Raw genomic sequence first — 18,822 nt, 5'->3', positions numbered from 1 at the left:
ATTTCCTCCTGGCACTCTGACTCAATGAGTGCTAACGACGTTCCATGGTGACGTATTCCGGCCGATCAGTCCACCGTCACCGGCACGCGGTGACCGACACCACGCTCGTTCACCCGCGCGGCAGGGACCTCGGGAGCACCGGTGGCGGGCGTTCCCGCCGACGAGCTGATGATCCGGCTCGGCGCCTTCGGGGCCAGGCTGGAGCGCAGCGCCAGCAGGGTGGCGAGGGCCAGCACGGTGCCCGCCATGGGCACCAGGAAGCCGTACGAGGACCCGTGCGCGTCCGTCAGGCGGCCGGCCAGGGTCACGGCGGTGGCCTGACCGAAGGCGACGGCGCCGGTGAGCCAGGTGAAGGCCTCGGTCCGGGCGTTCGCCGGGATCAGGGATTCGACCATCGTGTAGCCGGTGATCAGGGCCGGAGCGATGCACAGGCCGACGACCAGGCCGAGCGCGCCCAGCAGGATCATGGAGTGCGCGGTCCACAGGACCGAGGCGGCCACGGTGAGGCCGGCGTAGCCGAGCAGCAGCCGGCGGCGCGGGCCGATCTTCCAGGCGATGGCGCCGCAGGCGATGCCCGCGGTCATGTTGCCGGCCGCGAAGACGCCGTACAGCAGGCCGTTGGCGCCCGGGTTGCCGATCTCGTTGGAGAAGGCGGCGAGCGAGACCTGCATGCCGCCGAAGACGGCGCCGATGCCGAGGAAGGCCACGATCAGGACGCGCAGGCCCGGGAAGGACAGCGCGGAGGCGTGCTTCTCGTTCCCGGCCGCCACGGTGTGGAGCTTCGGCTGGGTGGCGCGCTGCGCCGCGAAGACCAGACCGCCGGCCAGCGTCAGCACGGCCTCGGTGATCAGGCCGGCGGCCGGGTGGACGCCGGTGCACAGGGCGGTGGCCAGCACCGGGCCGACGACGAAGGTGAACTCGTCGGTGACGGACTCGAACGCGGCGGCCGTCGGCAGCAGCGGGGAGCCTTCCAGCTTGGCGGCCCAGCGGGCCCGGACCATCGGTCCGACCTGCGGGACGGAGGCGCCGGCGGGGACGGCCGCCAGGGCCAGCGCCCACACGGGAGCGCCCAGCAGCGCGAGCGCCACGAGGGTGGAGACGGCTGCGGAGTGCATGAGGACGACGGGGACCAGGACGGCGCTCTGGCCGCGGCGGTCGGTGAGCTTGCCCATCACCGGGGCGGACAGCGCCATCGAGACGCCGGTGACGGCGGCGACGATGCCGGCGCTGCCGTAGGAACCGCTGGTGTGCTGGACGAGCAGCAGGATGCTGATGGTCAGCATTCCGAAGGGGAGCCGGGCGGCGAATCCCGGGAGAACGAAGCCGATGGCGCCGGGCGTGCGCAGGAGCTGCCCGTAACCGGGGCGGGCGGACTTGTCGGTCGTGACCGCGGATGTCACGGCCTGGCCTTTCCGCTGCCTGGTAGAGCGTCCCCGTCTGCGGACGGTGAGCCGCCTCGTGAGCGACCGCACCCGTACATGTGGGAGCCCCGAGAGCTGTCCTCTTGCGCAGAACCGAGTGATACCTGGGCGCCCACTGCGGGAGGGAGCCACGGCCGCTTTGCGGTCGCGCCAGCTCTGCGTCAGGCAGAGTTGGTTCGATGTGGTGTGCCTTTATCGTACAGGCAGACCCGGTGTGTGTCCTGTGATTCCGGTGACATGCGATGTCTTCACCTGCGATTAACTGGAAGTTCGCATTCCGGGGCCCATGAAAGCGGGGTGAAACCGCCCGCAAACCCCGAAAACACAGAATTAGAACGACACTCTAACGCTCTGTTGAAGTCAGGTCCGGGGGCCCGCGGCCCCGCCCGGCCCCCGTTCAGCCCCCGTTCGCGCCCGTCCCCAGCCATCCGGCCAGCTTGCCGCCCCGCGCCACCGCCCGCAGCCGGGCCTCCGCCGCGTCCCGTACCGGATCCGTCGCCACCACCAGCAGCTCGTCCCCGCGCCGCAGCACGGTCGACGGCAGCGGTACGAAGCTCTTCGCGTCCCGGACCACCAGCGTCACCGAGGCCCCCGGCGGCAACCGCAGCTCGCTCACCTCGACGCCGTGCATCCGCGAGGCCTCGGGGATGGCGAAGGACAGCAGGTGCCCGCGCAGCTTCTCCAGTGGTGCCGACTCGATCCCCAGGTCGGCGGCTCCCTCGTCGCCCGCGCCGAGTTCCAGCTTGCGAGCCAGCCAGGGCAGGGTCGGCCCCTGGACCAGGGTGTAGACGACGACCAGCACGAAGACGATGTTGAAGACGCGGTCGCTTCCCTCGATCCCGGTCACCATCGGGATGGTCGCCAAGATGATGGGCACGGCGCCGCGCAGCCCCGCCCACGACATCAGGGCCTGCTCCTGCCAGGGGATCCGGAAGGGCAGCAGGCTGAGGAAGACCTCCAGCGGGCGCGCCACCATCGTCAGCACCAGGCCGATGACCACGGCGGGCCAGAAGTCGTTCACCAGCTCGTGCGGGGTGACCAGGAGCCCGAGCAGGACGAACATGCCGATCTGGGCGATCCAGCCGAGCCCGTCCGCGAACCCCCGGGTCGCCGGCCAGTGCGGCAGCTTCGCGTTCCCGAGCACCATCGCGGCCAGGTAGACGGCGAGGAAGCCGGAGCCGTGCGCGATGGCGCCGGCCGCGTACGCCGACACCGCGATCGCCATGACGGCGATCGGGTAGAGGCCGGAGGCGGGCAGTGCCACGTGCCGCAGGCCGTACGCCCCCAGGAAGCCCACCGACAGCCCGATCGCGACGCCGATCAGCAGCTCCAGGGCGATCTTGCCGATCAGGACGTACCACTGGTCCACCGGGCCCACCGTCGCGAAGGCGACGACCAGGATGACGACGGGAGCGTCGTTGAAGCCCGACTCCGCCTCCAGCACACCCGTGATCCGGGAGGGCAGCGGGACCTTGCGCAGTACGGAGAAGACGGCCGCGGCGTCGGTCGAGGAGACGACCGCGCCGATCAGCAGGGCCTGCCGCCAGTCCAGCCCGACCAGGTAGTGCGCGCCCGCGGCCGTGACGCCGACGCTGATCGCGACGCCGACGAGCGACAGCACGATCGCGGCCGGCAGCGCCGGTCTGATCTGTTTCCACTTGGTGCCCAGACCGCCCTCGGCGAGGATCACGACGAGCGCGGCGTAGCCGATGACCTGGGTCAGCTCGGCATTGTCGAAAACGACGTTGCCTATGCCGTCCTGGCCTATCGCTATGCCTATGCCGAGGTAGATGAGCAGGCTGGGGAGGCCGCTGCGTGAAGAGAGGCGCACCGCCGCGACGGCGACGAGCAGCACGAGCGAGCAGACCAGCAGGAGCTCATTGAGCGTGTGGACGGTCAGCGGGCGGCCCTTTCTTCAAGTCGCCCGGCGGAACGTTCCTCCAGGCCACAAGTCCGGCAAGATCGGCAGGTACTTCGTTACCTTACCTAATATTTGACGCGCCCTTTACGCGATACCCACATTGTGAAACGCCTGTCAGGCCCTGTCCTCGTCACCTCGACCCCTGGCGGATCAACGGACCCGGTGCTGCGCCTATGGTTGCTCCCAGCACTCCCAGGACCACCCTGCCCCTCTAAGGACAGCGATGCCCGCCAACGAAACCGCTCCTCCCGTCAAGAAGAGGGGACGACGCGCCCGTCTGATCGTGCTCGTGCTGGTCCTGGCGCTCCTGTCGGGCTTCGGGTACGGGACGTACTGGAGCATGGACAACGTCCGCGCCTCGTTCCCCCAGGCCACCGGCACCCTCAAGGTTCCCGGCCTGACCGGGACCGTCGAGGTCAAGCGCGACTCCCACGGCATTCCCCAGCTCTACGCCGACAACGACGACGACCTCTTCCGCGCGCAGGGCTTCGTCCACGCCCAGGACCGCTTCTGGGAGATGGACGTCCGACGCCACATGACCTCCGGCCGGCTCTCCGAGATGTTCGGCGCCGACCAGGTCGAGACCGACGCCTTCCTGCGCACGCTCGGCTGGCGCCAGGTCGCGCAGGAGGAGTACGACAAGAAGCTGTCGCCCGAGACGAAGAAGTACCTCCAGGCCTACGCCGACGGGGTCAACGCGTACCTGAAGGGGAAGTCCGGCAAGGACCTCTCCGTCGAGCACGCCACCCTCAAGCTCAGCGACGACTACCAGCCCGAGCAGTGGACGCCGGTGGACTCGGTGGCCTGGCTCAAGGCGATGGCCTGGGACCTGCGCGGCAACATGCAGGACGAGATCGACCGCGCGCTGATGTCGAACAAGCTCACGCAGGCGCAGATCGACGAGCTCTACCCGCCGTACCCCTTCGACCGGAACAAGCCGATCGTCGACGCCGGCAAGATCGAGGGCGGCAAGTACGCGCCCCAGGGCGCGGCCGCGGGTTCCCCCGGCTCCGGCAAGGGCTCGGGCGGCGGCAGCACCACCGGCTCGCAGGCCTCGACCGGCGCGCAGGCTCCGGGCGCTCCGGCCGCCCCCGCCACCCCGACCGGCCTCGCGGACGACACCACCGCCCAGGGCGCCACGGTGGGGCTGCGCAACTCGCTGACCTCCCTCGCCGCGACCCTGGACAAGGTCCCGGCGATCCTCGGCCCCAACGGCAGCGGCATCGGCTCGAACTCCTGGGTCGTCTCCGGCCAGTACACGACCACCGGCAAGCCGCTGCTCGCCAACGACCCGCACCTGTCCCCGCAGCTGCCCTCGGTCTGGTACCAGATGGGCCTGCACTGCCGCACGGTCTCCAGCCAGTGCAAGTACGACGTCGCCGGCTACACCTTCTCCGGCATGCCCGGCGTGGTCATCGGCCACAACGCCGACATCGCCTGGGGCATGACGAACCTCGGCGCCGACGTCACCGACCTCTACCTGGAGCAGGTCAAGCCCGAGGGCTACGTCTACGACAACAAGGTGGTCCCCTTCACGACCCGTGAAGAGGTCATCAAGATCGCGGGCGGCAAGAGCAAGAAGATCACCGTCCGCACCACGAACAACGGCCCGCTGATCTCCGACCGCAGCGACGAGCTCGGCACGGTCGGCAGCCGCACCCCCGTCTCCAGCTCGGCCCCCGACCGCGGCAACGGCTACGCCGTCGCCCTGCGCTGGACCGCCCTGGACCCGGGCAAGTCGATGGACGCCGTCTTCAGCCTGAACCGGGCCAAGGACTTCGCGGGCTTCCGCGCCGCCGCCCGCGACTTCGAGGTGCCCTCGCAGAACCTGATCTACGCCGACAACAAGGGCCCCTCCGGCAACATCGGCTACCAGGCCCCCGGCCGCATCCCGATCCGCGGCGCCGGCGACGGCCGCATGCCGGCCCCGGGCTGGGACTCCAAGTACGCCTGGAAGGGCGGCAGGGACGGCAACGCGGGCTACATCCCGCAGGACGAGATGCCCTACGACTACAACCCGGCGCGCGGCTACATCGTCACCGCGAACCAGGCGGTCGTGGAGGGCGGGACCGGCGCGGGCAAGTACCCGTACGTCCTGACCACCGACTGGGGCTACGGCGCCCGCAGCCAGCGGATCAACGACCTCATCGAGGCGAAGACCAAGGACAACGGCAAGATCTCCACCGATGACATGCGCACCATGCAGATGGACAACGGCAGCGAGATCGCCGCGCTGCTGACCCCGATGCTGGCCAAGATCGAGGTCTCGGACCCGGACGTGCGCTCCGCGCAGAAGCTGCTGGAGGGCTGGAACTACACCCAGGAGCCCGACTCGGCGGCGGCCGCGTACTTCAACGCGGTCTGGCGCAACATCCTCAAGTTGTCCTTCGGCGACAAGATGCCGAAGGAGCTGCGGATCGAGGGCAGCTGCATGAACGTCCAGGAGGAGAGCAGCGGTCCGGTCGACGACCTGGCCAAGACGGTCCGCGAGTGCGGTGCGCGCGACGCGGACTCGGCGCAGCCGGACGGCGGCGACCGCTGGTTCGAGGTGGTCCGCCGCCTGGTCAAGGACGAGAAGTCGGCCTGGTGGCAGACGCCGGCCGCCCGCAACCAGCCGGCGACCGCCACCCGCGACCAGCTGTTCGCGCGGGCCATGAAGGACGCGCGCTGGGAGCTGACCGCCAAGCTGGGCAAGGACCAGTCCACCTGGAGCTGGGGCCGCCTGCACCAGCTGACGCTGAAGAACCAGACCATCGGCACCGGCGGCCCCGGCTTCATGCAGTGGCTCCTCAACCGCGGCCCGTGGAACCTGGGCGGCGGCGAGGCCACCGTGAACGCGACGGGCTGGAACGCCTCCAGCGGGTACGGGGTCACGTGGGTCCCGTCGATGCGCATGGTCGTGAACCTCAACGACCTGGACAAGTCGCGCTGGATCAACCTGACCGGCGCCTCGGGCCACGCGTACCACGACAACTACACGGACCAGACGACGATGTGGGCCAAGGGCGAGCTGCTGGACTGGCCCTTCGGCAAGGAGGCCGTGGACAAGGCGACCACGGAGACCCTCACGCTCAAGCCGTGAGCGGCCCCCGCGCCGTGAATCTGACCACCCCCGACGGGGTGGCCACCGCCTGAACGGGGTGGTCGTGCGGTTCCTCCGGGACCCGCGCGACCACCTCTTCGTCGTAGAGGAGCACGACCAGCGCGGGGTGCGCCCCGGCGCGCGCCAGGCGCGCCAGCACCCGGTCGTACGAGCCCCCGCCGCGCCCCAGGCGCATCCCGCGCCCGTCCACGGCCAGTCCGGGCAGCAGTACGGCGTCGGCGCCGGTGACCGCGTCCGGCCCGAGCCGGGTCCCGGCCGGCTCCAGCAGCCGCATCTTCCCGGGGTGCGCGGCCTCGGCGAGGCTGCCGGGACCCTCGTACGCGGCCCAGTCGAGGTCGTTGTCGGGCAGCAGAACGGGCAGCAGTACGCGCTTCCCCGCGGCGAGCAGGGCGTCCAGCAGATCACGGGTGCCCGGCTCGGAGCCGACCGAGACGTACGCCGCCACCGTGTGGGCAGCGGCCAGTTCGGGTAGTTCGAGGGCGGAGCGGGAGAGCGCGAGGGCCGATGCGCGAAGGGATTCGGGGGACAGGGCGCGGCGGGCGGCGAGCAGTTCGCGGCGCAGCGGAGCCTTTTCGGACGGGTTCGGCGGGTTCCCTACCACAGCTGACTCTGATTTCCTTTCAAACCGGTGCATTATCGGATCTACTTACCGGAAACAAGCCCGGAGCGGTCTGTGTGACCCACTATCGTTCTGCCCATGACTCAGTTGCACCCTGTGATCAAGAAGGCCGTGATCCCGGCCGCAGGTCTCGGTACCCGCTTCCTGCCGGCGACGAAGGCGACGCCCAAGGAAATGCTCCCGGTCGTGGACAAGCCGGCCATCCAGTACGTGGTCGAGGAGGCCGTGTCGGCCGGCCTGGACGACGTCCTCATGATCACAGGACGTAACAAGCGCGCCCTCGAAGACCACTTCGACCGCAACTACGAGCTGGAGTCGGCCCTCATCGCCAAGGGCGACGACGACCGCCTCAAGAAGGTCCAGGAGTCCAGCGACCTGGCCACCATGCACTACGTCCGCCAGGGCGACCCGCGCGGCCTCGGCCACGCCGTCCTGTGCGCCGAACCGCACGTCGGCGACGAGCCCTTCGCCGTCCTCCTCGGCGACGACCTGATCGACCCGCGCGACCCGCTGCTGCGCCAGATGACCGACGTCCACGCCCGCACCGGCGGCACGGTCATCGCCCTCATGGAGGTCGACCCCGCCAACGTCCACCTGTACGGCTGCGCCGCCGTCGAGGCCACGGACGAGGACGACGTCGTCCGGATCACCGGCCTCGTCGAGAAGCCCGACCCGGCGGACGCGCCCAGCAATTACGCGGTCATCGGACGGTACGTCCTCAACCCCGCGATCTTCGACATACTGCGGGAGACCGAGCCGGGCCGCGGCGGGGAGATCCAGCTCACCGACGGCCTGCAGAAGCTGGCCGCCGACGAGACCGTGGGCGGCCCGGTGCACGGCGTGGTCTTCCGGGGCCGCCGCTACGACACCGGGGACCGCGGGGACTACCTGCGGGCCATCGTCCGACTCGCCTGCGAGCGGGAGGACCTCGGCCCGGAGTTCCGCACCTGGCTTCACCGTTACGTCACGGAGGAGATGTAGGACCTTGAGCAGCCGCGCACCGCAGGACACCGGCCCGGACGCCCAGCGCCTGTGGTCGGTCGACGAGCACCTCGCTGACGTCCTCGCCGCGATCCGGCCGCTGGAGCCCATCGAGCTCCAGCTGCTCGACGCCCAGGGCTGCGTCCTGGTCGAGGACGTCACCGTGCCCGTCGCGCTCCCGCCCTTCGACAACAGCTCCATGGACGGCTACGCCGTCCGCACGGCCGATGTCCAGGGCGCGAGCGAGGAGTTCCCCGCGGTGCTGACGGTGATCGGGGACGTGGCGGCGGGCAGCGCCGAGCTGCCCACCGTCGGCCCCGGCCAGGCCGCCCGCATCATGACCGGCGCCCCGCTGCCCCCCGGCGCGGAAGCCGTCGTACCGGTCGAGTGGACCGACGGCGGCACGGGCGGCGGCGCGGCCGCCGGCATGACCCCCGCCAGCGCGGCCCCCGAGGGCTCGGGCGGCGAGGTGCGGGTGCACCGGGCCGCCGAGGCGCGGGCCCACGTCCGCGCGCGCGGCAGCGACGTCCAGGCCGGTGACCTCGCGCTCGCCGCGGGCACCGTCCTCGGTCCGCCGCAGATCGCGCTGCTCGCCGCCATCGGGCGGGGCACCGTACGGGTGCGCCCGCGCCCGCGCGTGGTCGTCCTGTCCACCGGGAGCGAGCTGGTCCAGCCGGGCGAGTCGCTGGCCGCGGGAACGATCTACGATTCGAACAGCTTCGCGCTGGCCGCGGCCGCGCGCGACGCGGGAGCGATCTCCTACCGGGTCGGGGCCGTGGCCGACGACGCCGAGACCCTTCGCTCCACCATCGAGGACCAGCTGATCCGGGCGGACCTGCTGGTCACCACGGGCGGCGTCAGCGTCGGCGCGTACGACGTGGTCAAGGAGGCGCTGACCTCGGTCGGCGCCGCGGACGACGAGGCCGACGGCGGGCGGATGGACTTCCGCAAGCTGGCCATGCAGCCCGGCAAGCCGCAGGGCTTCGGCACCATCGGCCCCGACCACACCCCCCTGCTGGCCCTGCCCGGCAACCCGGTGTCCTCGTACGTCTCCTTCGAGCTGTTCGTGCGGCCCGCGATCCGCGCGCTCATGGGTCTGGCCGACGTGAGCAGGCCCAGCGTGCGGGCCGTCCTGGAAGCCGACAAGGCGCTGGGCTCCCCGGCCGGGCGCCGCCAGTTCCTGCGCGGCAAGTACGACGCGCAGAAGGGCACGGTCAGCCCGGTCGGCGGATCGGGCTCCCACCTGATCGCGGCACTGGCCCACGCCGACTCCCTGATGGTCGTACCGGAGGACGTCACCTCGCTGGAGCCGGGGGCCGAGCTCGAAGTGGTCCTGCTCGGCTGAAGTACGGCCGGTGCGGGTAGCGTGTTGCACCACACAGGCCCTTGCGGGGCCCGGAGCGGGAGCGGCACGAACCTATGACCACGCACAGCAGGCTGACGCACATCGACGAGGCCGGCGCGGCCCGGATGGTGGACGTCTCGGAGAAGGACGTCACGACGCGGACGGCACGGGCCAGCGGCCGCGTGCTCGTCTCCGCGCGGGTGATCGAGCTGCTGCGCGGCGAGGGCGTGCCCAAGGGCGACGCCCTCGCCACCGCGCGGATCGCCGGGATCATGGGCGCGAAGAAGACGCCTGACCTGATCCCGCTCTGCCACCCGCTGGCCGTCTCCGGCGTGAAGGTGGACCTGACGGTCGCCGACGACGCCGTCGAGATCCTCGCCACCGTCAAGACGACCGACCGTACGGGCGTCGAGATGGAGGCGCTGACGGCCGTCGCGGTCGCCGGGCTCACCGTGATCGACATGGTGAAGGCCGTCGACAAGGGCGCCGTCATCACGGACGTCCGGGTGGAGGAGAAGACCGGCGGCAAGTCCGGCGACTGGACGCGCGCGTGAACGCCCCGCGCGGCGGCGACGCCTTCAGCCACGTGCCCGTACCGGCCGGCGGGAGCGGGTCGGCGGCCCGGTCGGCCGAGCCGGACGCGGCGGGGGAGTCCCGGGAATCCGGGAGCGCCCCGCGCGGACTCGTGGTCACCGCCTCGAACCGCGCCTCGGCGGGCGTGTACGCCGACCGGGGCGGGCCGTTGCTGGCCGAGGGGCTGGAGAAGCTGGGCTTCGCGGTGGACGGCCCGCGGGTCGTCCCCGACGGGGACCCGGTCGAGCAGGCGCTGCGCGAGGGCGTGGCCGCCGGGTACGACGTCATCCTCACCACCGGCGGCACCGGCATCTCGCCGACCGACCGCACCCCGGACGCCACGGCGCGGGTGCTGGACTACGAGGTCCCGGGCATCCCGCAGGCCATCCGCGCCGAAGGCCTGGCCAAGGTGGCGACCGCGGCCCTGTCCCGGGGGCTGGCCGGCGTGGCCGGGCACACGCTGATCGTGAACCTGCCGGGTTCGCCGGGCGGGGTGCGCGACGGCCTGGCCGTCCTGGCCCGCATCCTGCCGCACGCGGTGGACCAGATCCGGGGCGGCGACCACACCAGACCGGCGGAGCCTTCCGGGAGCACGAGCTGAACGGACCCACCTGGCCGGTGGTGCTCACCGACGGCGACGTCACGCTCCGGCCGATAAAACTGCGGGACCAAAGTGCCTGGCGGGAGGTCAACCGGCGCAACCGCGACTGGCTCCGGCCGTGGGAGGCGACGATTCCGCCGCCCGCGCCCTGGGGGCCGGTGATCCACCGGCCGACGTACCGCCAGATGGTCCGCCATCTGCGGGCCGAGGCGAACGCGGGGCGGATGCTGCCCTTCGTCATCGAGTACCAGGGCCGCCTTGTCGGCCAGCTGACGGTCGCCGGGATCACCTGGGGCTCGATGTGCGCGGGCCACGTGGGCTACTGGGTGGACCGCGAGGTGGCGGGCCGGGGCGTGATGCCGACGGCGGTCGCGATGGCGGTGGACCACTGCTTCGCCAAGGTCGGGCTGCACCGCATCGAGGTCTGCATCCGCCCGGAGAACGGGCCGAGCCGGCGCGTCGTGGAGAAGCTGGGCTTCCGCGAGGAGGGGCTGCGCCCGCGCTACCTCCACATCGACGGCGCGTGGCGCGACCACCTCGTGTACGCGCTGACGGCGGAGGAGGTCCCGGAGGGGCTGCTGCGCCGCTGGCACCGGGCACGCGCATAAACGAATATCTGTTCGAATTATCGGGGGCGGAGCCGATTCGCCCATAACCTGATCCGAAGAATCACAAAAAAAGTCCGTGATATCAGCCGGTTCGCGCGACACACCGGCCCAATTGGCGGATCCGCCCGGCCGCGCCCCTCTACGGTGTGAGGTGTGAGCAGCAGCGGCCTCATCTACGCAGTCATTGTCGGGGCCTGGGCCGCCTACTTGGTGCCCATGTGGCTCCGGAGGCAGGACGAGCTGAACGAAGCCCGTCCGACGGAACGCTTCTCCACTGCCATTCGGCTGCTTTCCGGCCGGGCGGGAATGGAGCGCCGTTACGCCAAGGGGCTGCGTGAACGCGGCGACCAAGAGGCCGGTCCCGAGTACCGCGCGGACCCGGACGCCGCGACGGAAACGGTGAATTCCGTGGACGCCGACGCCCGGGCCGTTGTCGTACCCCCGACCAGGGCGGAGCCGAGGTCGGCCGCGGCGGAGCGGCACCGGCGCGAGCAGCGCCTCCAGGTGCTCGCGCGCCGCCGGCGTACCACCGCGCTCCTCTTCCTGATCTTCACGCTCGGCGCGGTCGTCGCCGCGGTCGGCGGTCTCGGCTACCTCTGGGCGCCCGCCGTGCCGGCCCTGCTGCTGAGCGCGTACATCGTGCACCTGCGCGTCCAGGAGCGGCGCCGCTACGAGTTCACGATGGACCGGCGGCGCGCCGAGGCCGCCGCCCGGCAGCTGCGCGAGAACCGCCCGCGCCGCCGCGAGCCGGAGGCGGACGCGGGATCCGAACCGGACCCTGCTCCACCGGTCTCCCCGCAGGAAGCCGGACGGCGCGCGCTGGTCGAGCAGACCGACCACGCCGAGTGGGTGGACCAGCAGCGCGAGCGCGAGCGAGGCCCCGTCCGCGGTGACAGCTGGGAGCCGGTCCCGGTCCCGCTGCCGACGTACGTGACGGCCCCGGTCGCCCCGCGCGCCACGGGACCCTCGAACCCGGACGCCTGGAGCGCGACCCGCTCCAGCACGGCCGAGCCGACGGACCCGCGCCTGCGCGCGCAGCCCTCGCCGGCCGCGAAGCCGGAGCCGAAACCGGACGCGAAGCCCGAGCCGAAGCCGGACCAGAAGCCGCTCCCGAACGCCCGCGGCCGCGGCCAGGGCCGCGGCCGCACGCCGCTGTTCGACCAGTACGAGAGCGACGACCGCCCCCGCGCCGCGAACGAGTGACCGGACCTGCGCGGACGCTCCCGGTATCGGTTTTGGAGCACCGGCGCGGGGATGCTAATGTTTCACACGTCGCAAGGGCCTGTGGCGCAGTCTGGTAGCGCACCTCGTTCGCATCGAGGGGGTCTGGGGTTCAAATCCCCACAGGTCCACAAACGACAGTTCTTGAGTAGCTCTCAGGAACGGTGACGAGATCCCGTCCGATCGAAAGATCGGGCGGGATCTTCGTCGTTTCCGGGCTCCTGAAATCCCCTTGGGGCTCCCCTGCGGCTGATGGTTACACTCCGCCTGCCCGCAATCCGTGTGATCGTCATCCGGGTCGGGCCGTTTGAACTGGGGGGTTCATGAGTTTGCTGCCGATCGGCAGAAGAGTGCGGGAAAGACGGGGCAGCGGCCGTGGCCCGGTCGTCTCCGGTGCTCTGCTGCTCGCCGTCCTGACCGCGCTGACCGGTCCGACCGGATCCGCGTTCGCGGCCGTCTCGCCGCCCGCGGCCGCCGCCTCGCCGCAGTCCGAGCCCGCCGGGCCGGCCCCGGCCGGGCCCAAGGCGCCGCCGAAGCCGGATCCGAAGGCCGATCACGAGGCCGCCGTGCGGGCGCTCCGCCAGAGCGATGTCACCGGGGACTGCCCTGCGGCGCTGGCGCCGCACACGACCGTCAACTGCACGGTGGAGCCGAACAAGACCGCCTCGTTCGCACTCGCTCTGCCGCAGCAGAAGGACCTGGTGCTGGCCCAGATCGTCTCGGCCCAGGGGTCCGTCTACTCCAAGCTCGTGGGGCCGGACGGCGCCGCGGTCGCCTGCGAGAACGTCTTCGGCAGCGGCTTCGGGAACGGGGCCCAGCGCTGCGCCACCGGCAAGGCGGGCGCGTACACCTTGCAGATCTGGACCAATAGCGGCTCGCAGAACGACATCTCGGTGTCGTACGTCCCGCTGCTCTCCTCCACCTCCTGCAAGGCGGTGGGCGCCGCCGACCGCAAGCTCGGTGCGCCGACCGCGTTCCACGGTGCACCGGCCGCCGGCTCGGCGGGCGACTGCTACACGCTGGACCTGGCCGCAAACGACGTGCTGCGCGGCTACACCTCCACGTACCGGGTGACCCAGACCGTCTACGACGCCACCGGCACGCAGATCTGCTCTTCCCGGGACCACGAGAGCGAGGCCCTCGACTGCAAGCTCACGGGCGCCGCGCCGTACCGGATGTCGGTGCTGCAGTTCTCCGGGGCGGCCGAGACCTACGACCTCACGGTGGCCCGGCTCTCCAAGCCCGAGGGCTGCACCGTGGTGGAGCCACAGGCGTTCGGGGTCTCCCCGGACCTGAGCTCCACAGCACGCTGCCGCACCCTGCGGGTGTCGCAGGGCGGCGCGTACGCCTTCGAGCCCGTCTCCTCCGGTTCCGCCCCCTACGGCGCGCTGTTCGCAGCCGACGGCACACCCGTCGCCGCATGTGCGCAGGGCGCCTGCGACCTGGCCCCCGGCGATCACAGCTGGGTGGTCGACCCGCGCAGCGCCGACCCCGGCGCCTACGGGATGGCCTTCCTCTCCGCCAAGGAGGCCCGGGGCTGCACCGCGACCCACGACAACGGGCTGGTCGCCGGTCCGGCCACGGGCACGTTCGGCGGAGCCGGGCAGAAGCTGTGCCTGACGCTGCCGACCGCCACCGGCAAGGGCGTCTACCTGCTGAACCGGCCGCCGGCCGAGGGCACCGACGCCACCGTCGTGGTCTACGACGCGTCCGGTGCCAAGCAGTGTGAGAACGACGGGCGCGCGTACGCCGTCTGCAAGCTGACCGGTACCGCCCCGTTCCGCGCGGTGCTCGGCGGCACGCCGTCCCAGGCGTACGGGCTCGTCGTCCACCGCACCGGTGAGACCGCGGGATGCACCCCGTGGCAGCAGACCGGCTTCGACGGCAGCTGGGGCGCCGAGGTCTCGCAGACCCCGGCCGACCCGATGCGCTGCCTGGCCATTGCGGCGGACCGGCACTCCACCGCAGAGATGCTCGACTACGCCAACCTGAACAACAAGGTGAACGCGTCGGTCCAGGTGGTCGACCCCGCCGGTACCACGGTCTGTTCCACGGCCGGTTCGTCCACGACCATGTGCGGTCTCGCGGCCGGTGTCCCGCACACGGCGATGCTGATCCTCACCGGCTGGCAGCCGGACACGTACAAGCTGGTGCGCCGGGACGTCTCGGCGACCGCGAAGTGCCTCACGCCGTCCTCGACCGCCGTCGGCGGCAAGTCGACCCCGCTCGACCTGACCTCCGCGCTCGACGCCCGCTGCGTCCGGGTCACCGGAGCGGCCACGGACAAGTTCTGGCTGAGCTCCCGCACGCTCGGGGACCCGCGCTACGAGCCCTCCACCCTGATGATGGCGGTCGACGCCGACGGCAAGTTCGTCTGCCGCCAGTGGGGCGTCTCCTGCCGGGTGACCGGCTCGACCTCGTACCTCGCGGTCGTCCTGGCCTCCGGCTACAAGGACAACCCCATCCACGCCGACGTGGACACCTGGAGGGTGGGCACGGCGGCCGGCTGGGCGCCGGAGTGCACCGCCAACCCCGTCTCGGTCAACGGCTTCCCGGCGCGGAGCGGGGTGCTCTCCGAGTCCTCGGCGGGCTACTGCGCCGTGGTCGACGTGAAGCCCGATCAGGCGTTCAAGGTCGCCGGTACCACCAGCACGACCACGAACGAGAACCCGTCGCTCAGCCTGCACGGTGCCGCTCAGTGGACGAGCACGGGCTCCGAGTTCCAGTGCGTCCAGTCGTGGGGCGTGTTCGGTGCCCGGTGCCTGACCCTCGGGAACGCCGGGGCCGGCCAGGCCGTTCTCCTGCTGAGCGCCGGCCGCAGTGCCACGCCCGTGGAGTTCAGCATGCAGGGACTGTGCGACTCCGAGTGCGTCCACCCGCAACCGGGGGCCCTGCCCACGTCGATCAGCCCCGCGACCGGCGCCGCCGGGACGCAGACCCACGCCGTCGTCCGCGGTACGGGCCTCACCCTGGACAGCAAGATCCATCTGGTGCGCAGTGACGTCGGGGGCGATCCGAGGCCGGTCATGAAGGTGCTCTCCGTGAACGTCGACGGCACCGCCCTCGATGTGCTGGTCGACACCAACGGGCTGGAGCCGGGCACCTACGACGTGGTCCGCGACGGCTACGTGTCCACTCCCGGAGTGCCCTCTCCGGGCTACCTGCCGAAGGCGTACACGGTGACGGCGGCCGCGACCGCGGCGAAGAGCCGGTTCGTGCCGATCACGCCCTCGCGGTTCCTGGACACGCGTGACGGCACCGGGGCGACGAAGGCCCGGGTCGGCCCGGGTGGTGTGGTCACCCTCCAGGTGGCCGGTGTGAAGGGTGTTCCGGCGAGCGGGGTGACCGCGGTGGTCATGAACGTGACCGCCGTCAACCCGACCGAGGCCGGGCACGTGATGGTGTACCCGAACGGTCAGCCGCAGCCCTCGGTGTCGAACCTCAACTTCTCGGCCGGGCAGATCGTTCCGAACCTGGTGACGGTCCCGGTCGTGAACGGCAAGGTGGACCTGCGCAACAACGCCGGTTCGGTGGACCTGATCGCGGACGTGACCGGGTACTTCACCGACAAGGCCGCGACCGGCTCGGCATTCACGCCGATCACGCCGTCACGGTTCCTGGACACGCGTGACGGCACCGGTGCCAACAAGGCCCGGGTGGGTCCCGGCGGGGTCGTGACCCTGCAGGTGGCCGGTGTGAAGGGTGTTCCGGCGAGCGGGGTGACCGCGGTGGTCATGAACGTGACCGCCGTCAACCCGACCGAGGCCGGGCACGTGACCGTCTATCCGAACGGGCAGGCGGCGCCCGGGGTGTCGAACCTCAACTTCACCGCCGGGCAGGTCGTCCCCAACCTGGTGACCGTTCCGGTCGTCAACGGCAAGGTCGACCTGCGCAACAACTCGGGCTCGGTGGACCTGATCGCCGACGTCACGGGCTACTACTCGGCGAACGGGTCGACGTTCTCGGCCGGTTCACCGGTGCGGCTGCTCGACACCCGTACCGGCACCGGCGCCCGCGCCGGGGCGGTCGGCCAGGGCGGCGTCGTCAGCATCAAGGTCGCCGGGGTCGAGGGCGTGCCGCTGAGCGGGGTGAGCGCGGTGGTGCTGAACGTCACCGTCACCAACCCCACCCAGGACGGTCACCTCATCGTCCAGCCGCACGGGGTCGCGCGTCCCAACGTGTCGAACCTCAACTTCACGGCCGGCCGGACCGTATCCAACCTGGTCGTGGTCCCGGTCGTGGACGGTCGGGTGACCTTCTACAACAACACCGGTTCCGCCGATGTGATCGCCGACCTGAACGGGTTCTTCACTTCCTGACCCGGATCCGCTCTGCCTTACGGGAGATCCCGTCCGTTCGCGAGATCGGGCGGGATCTTTCGCATCTCACCGTCAGGGGTGGAGCGGTTTGGCCATGCAGCGGCTGGAGTCGTAGTCGCGGTAATGGCCGAACTTCTTCGTGAGGGTGTAGTCCGAGGAGGAGTAGAGGGCTATCGCCTCCGGCTGCCGGTCTCCCGTTTCCAGCACCATGCGGGTGCGGCCGGCCGCGCGGGCGTCGGCTTCCAGTGCGGCCAGGATGCGGCGGGCCAGGCCCAGGCCACGGGCCCCGGCGACCACGTACATGCGCTTGAGCTCGGCGTCGCCGTCCGAGTAGCCCTCGTCGTTCTCGTCCTGGCCGCGCCAGCCGCCGCTGGCCACGGGTGCGCCCGAGGCGTCGTACGCAAGCAGGTACAGGCCCCTCGGCGGGGCGAACATCGCCGGGTCGAGCGGTGTGACATCGCCCTCACCGCCGTAGCGCGCCTGGTACTCCAGCTGGACCTGGTCGTTGAGTTTGAGGGCGTCCGGGTGGTCGTAGGGCACGACGCGGAGCTCTATCCCGTGAGACATCGGAACATCGTACGGAACGCTCCCGTTATGGTGCGGGGATGCTCACTGTGACCAGCGTGAATGTGAACGGGATCCGCGCCGCCGCCAAGAAGGGGTTCTCCCCGTGGCTGGCCGGGTCGGACGCCGACGTCGTCTGCCTGCAGGAGGTGCGGGCCGAGGAGGGGCAGATTCCGGACGAGGTCCGCACGCCCGACGGCTGGCACACCGTGTTCGCGCCGGCCGCCGCCAAGGGGCGGGCCGGGGTCGCGCTCTACACGCGCCGGGAGCCCGACGCCGTGCGGGTGGGGTTCGGGAGCGACGAGTTCGACGCGAGCGGGCGCTACATCGAGGCGGACCTCCCGGGCGTCACCGTCGCCAGCCTCTACCTGCCCTCCGGCGAGGCCGGGACCGAGAAGCAGGAGGAGAAGTACCGGTTCATGGGGGAGTTCCTCCCGTACCTCGCCGAGCTGAAGGTGCGCGCCGCCGCCGAGGGCCGCGAGGTCGTGGTGTGCGGTGACTGGAACATCTGTCACCACGAGGCCGACCTCAAGAACTGGAAGACCAACCGGAAGAACGCCGGCTTCCTGCCCGAGGAGCGTGAGTGGCTCGGGCAGGTGTACGACACCGCGGGCTACGTGGACGTCGTACGGAGCCTGCACCCCGACACCGAGGGACCGTACTCCTGGTGGTCCTACCGCGGGCGGGCCTTCGACAACGACGCCGGCTGGCGCATCGACCTCCAGGTCGCGACCCCGGGTCTGGCCGCCAAGGCCGTGAAGGCGTTCGTGGAGCGGGCCGAGACGCACCCGGAGCGCTGGTCCGACCACGCGCCCGTGACCGCGGTCTACGAACTGGGGTCCTGAGCCGAGGCCAGGAGGCGGTCCATCGCCATCGTGAGCTCCGCCTCCACCACGCTCTTCGCGAGGGGGCGCAGGCGCGGCAGGGCGTCCTCCGGCAGGTGGGCGGAGATCAGCTCCGTGAACAGGGCCGCCATGGCGTCCGCGTGCTCGCGCACCCGGCGTCCGGTCTCCAGCACCGCCGCGAGCGGGACGCCCTCGCGGACCAGCGCGGAGGAGACGTCGAGCAGGCGGCGGCTGACGTGCACGATCGCGTCGCCGTCGGTGGCGAGGTAGCCGAGGTCGAGGGAGGCCGCCAGGTTCTCCGGGGTGACCTCGCCCTCGAAGTAGTCGGCGAGGGCTTCGGGCGTCAGCCGTACGGGTGTCTCCTCGGACCAGCCGATGCCGAGCAGCTCGCCGAGCTGGCCGACGTCGCGCCCGTTCTCGAAGGCGGCGGTCAGCTCGGCGATGCCGCCGAGGGTGTGGCCGCGCTCCAGCAGGGCGGCGATGGTGCGCAGCCGGGCCAGGTGGTGCTCGTCGTACCAGGCGATCCGGCCCTCGCGGCGCGGTGGCGGGAGGAGCTTGCGCTCGCGGTAGAAGCGCAGGGTGCGGACGGGGATGCCGGCCGCCTCGGCCAGTTCCTCCGTACGGTATTCACGCACTGTCGTCCCCGCTTCCGTGTCTTCCACAGGCGCAGCCTATGGCGTACCGGCAGTAACTTTCCGGGC

General features: G+C 71.3%; 14 protein-coding genes and 1 tRNA gene. 10 read left to right on the top strand and 5 right to left on the bottom strand.

Annotated elements, in window-relative coordinates; translation table 11 throughout:
- Positions 1-65: 65 nt before the first annotated feature.
- Together ACFYXV_RS25290 and ACFYXV_RS25285 are read right to left on the bottom strand one after the other, a co-directional pair.
- Positions 66-1,400, bottom strand: a complete 1,335-nt coding sequence (locus ACFYXV_RS25290; protein WP_385472126.1) for an MFS transporter — start codon at positions 1,398-1,400, stop codon at positions 66-68.
- Between the two features lie 418 nt (positions 1,401-1,818).
- Positions 1,819-3,276 carry a potassium/proton antiporter gene (locus tag ACFYXV_RS25285; RefSeq protein ID WP_385472123.1) on the bottom strand — a complete coding sequence of 486 codons (1,458 nt, stop codon included), beginning with the start codon at positions 3,274-3,276 and terminating at the stop codon, positions 1,819-1,821.
- Positions 3,277-3,565: 289 nt separating this feature from the next.
- On the opposite strand from ACFYXV_RS25285, the gene ACFYXV_RS25280 reads away from it, so the two are divergent.
- On the top strand, positions 3,566-6,424 hold the full coding sequence (locus ACFYXV_RS25280; RefSeq protein WP_389384100.1) for a penicillin acylase family protein: 2,859 nt from the start codon (positions 3,566-3,568) through the stop codon (positions 6,422-6,424).
- Here the strand turns inward: ACFYXV_RS25280 and ACFYXV_RS25275 are convergent.
- Positions 6,414-7,046 carry a 5-formyltetrahydrofolate cyclo-ligase gene (locus ACFYXV_RS25275; protein ID WP_389384099.1) on the bottom strand — a complete coding sequence of 211 codons (633 nt, stop codon included), beginning with the start codon at positions 7,044-7,046 and terminating at the stop codon, positions 6,414-6,416. The genes ACFYXV_RS25280 and ACFYXV_RS25275 overlap by 11 nt on opposite strands.
- A gap of 96 nt (positions 7,047-7,142) precedes the next feature.
- On the opposite strand from ACFYXV_RS25275, the gene galU reads away from it, so the two are divergent.
- The 8 genes from galU to ACFYXV_RS25235 all read left to right on the top strand — a co-directional run bounded on the left by galU (position 7,143) and on the right by ACFYXV_RS25235 (position 16,712).
- Positions 7,143-8,045, top strand: coding sequence for a UTP--glucose-1-phosphate uridylyltransferase GalU (galU, locus tag ACFYXV_RS25270; protein WP_366100473.1), 903 nt, complete (start codon positions 7,143-7,145; stop codon positions 8,043-8,045).
- 4 nt (positions 8,046-8,049) lie between these two features.
- Positions 8,050-9,390 carry a gephyrin-like molybdotransferase Glp gene (glp, locus tag ACFYXV_RS25265; protein WP_385472114.1) on the top strand — a complete coding sequence of 447 codons (1,341 nt, stop codon included), beginning with the start codon at positions 8,050-8,052 and terminating at the stop codon, positions 9,388-9,390.
- Between the two features lie 74 nt (positions 9,391-9,464).
- Complete coding sequence (gene moaC / locus ACFYXV_RS25260) at positions 9,465-9,944, top strand: cyclic pyranopterin monophosphate synthase MoaC (protein WP_383499706.1); 480 nt, start codon at positions 9,465-9,467, stop codon at positions 9,942-9,944.
- Positions 9,945-10,075: 131 nt separating this feature from the next.
- Positions 10,076-10,564, top strand: coding sequence for a molybdenum cofactor biosynthesis protein B (locus ACFYXV_RS25255; RefSeq protein ID WP_385472212.1), 489 nt, complete (start codon positions 10,076-10,078; stop codon positions 10,562-10,564).
- A 17-nt stretch (positions 10,565-10,581) separates the two neighbouring features.
- Positions 10,582-11,172 (top strand): GNAT family N-acetyltransferase, encoded by a 591-nt coding sequence (locus ACFYXV_RS25250; RefSeq protein ID WP_383338005.1) that lies wholly within the window; start codon positions 10,582-10,584, stop codon positions 11,170-11,172.
- A gap of 153 nt (positions 11,173-11,325) precedes the next feature.
- Positions 11,326-12,375 (top strand): hypothetical protein, encoded by a 1,050-nt coding sequence (locus ACFYXV_RS25245; protein WP_385472109.1) that lies wholly within the window; start codon positions 11,326-11,328, stop codon positions 12,373-12,375.
- Positions 12,376-12,450: 75 nt separating this feature from the next.
- A tRNA-Ala gene (locus tag ACFYXV_RS25240) sits at positions 12,451-12,524 on the top strand.
- Positions 12,525-12,716: 192 nt separating this feature from the next.
- A complete protein-coding gene (locus tag ACFYXV_RS25235) occupies positions 12,717-16,712 on the top strand; it encodes a hypothetical protein (RefSeq protein ID WP_389384098.1) in 3,996 nt (1,331 codons plus the stop codon).
- 72 nt (positions 16,713-16,784) lie between these two features.
- On the opposite strand, the gene ACFYXV_RS25230 is transcribed toward ACFYXV_RS25235, so the two are convergent.
- The gene (locus ACFYXV_RS25230) at positions 16,785-17,279 is read right to left on the bottom strand and encodes a GNAT family N-acetyltransferase (protein ID WP_385472103.1); all 495 of its coding nucleotides are present in this window, start codon (positions 17,277-17,279) and stop codon (positions 16,785-16,787) included.
- A gap of 38 nt (positions 17,280-17,317) precedes the next feature.
- Here ACFYXV_RS25230 and ACFYXV_RS25225 point away from each other — a divergent pair, with 38 nt between their 5' ends.
- Positions 17,318-18,121: an exodeoxyribonuclease III gene (locus ACFYXV_RS25225; RefSeq protein WP_389384097.1), complete on the top strand. Its 804-nt coding sequence runs from the start codon at positions 17,318-17,320 to the stop codon at positions 18,119-18,121.
- Here ACFYXV_RS25225 and ACFYXV_RS25220 read toward each other — a convergent pair.
- On the bottom strand, positions 18,103-18,783 hold the full coding sequence (locus ACFYXV_RS25220; protein WP_383338015.1) for a MerR family transcriptional regulator: 681 nt from the start codon (positions 18,781-18,783) through the stop codon (positions 18,103-18,105). The genes ACFYXV_RS25225 and ACFYXV_RS25220 overlap by 19 nt on opposite strands.
- Positions 18,784-18,822 lie beyond the last annotated feature (39 nt).

This window comes from Streptomyces sp. NPDC002181 (genome assembly GCF_042890485.1).
In the GTDB taxonomy this organism is placed as follows: Bacteria; Actinomycetota; Actinomycetes; order Streptomycetales; family Streptomycetaceae; genus Streptomyces.
The sequence above is the reverse complement of the archived record's forward strand: the minus strand, read 5'-3'. Positions and strand labels throughout refer to the sequence as shown.

Coding starts and splice junctions, on each gene's coding strand:
- ACFYXV_RS25280 (WP_389384100.1), top strand. CDS start 3,566: ATGCCCGCCAACGAAACCGCTCCTCCCGTCAAGAAGAGGGGACGACGC.
- galU (WP_366100473.1), top strand. CDS start 7,143: ATGACTCAGTTGCACCCTGTGATCAAGAAGGCCGTGATCCCGGCCGCA.
- moaC (WP_383499706.1), top strand. CDS start 9,465: ATGACCACGCACAGCAGGCTGACGCACATCGACGAGGCCGGCGCGGCC.
- ACFYXV_RS25235 (WP_389384098.1), top strand. CDS start 12,717: ATGAGTTTGCTGCCGATCGGCAGAAGAGTGCGGGAAAGACGGGGCAGC.
- ACFYXV_RS25230 (WP_385472103.1), bottom strand. CDS start 17,279: ATGTCTCACGGGATAGAGCTCCGCGTCGTGCCCTACGACCACCCGGAC.
- ACFYXV_RS25225 (WP_389384097.1), top strand. CDS start 17,318: ATGCTCACTGTGACCAGCGTGAATGTGAACGGGATCCGCGCCGCCGCC.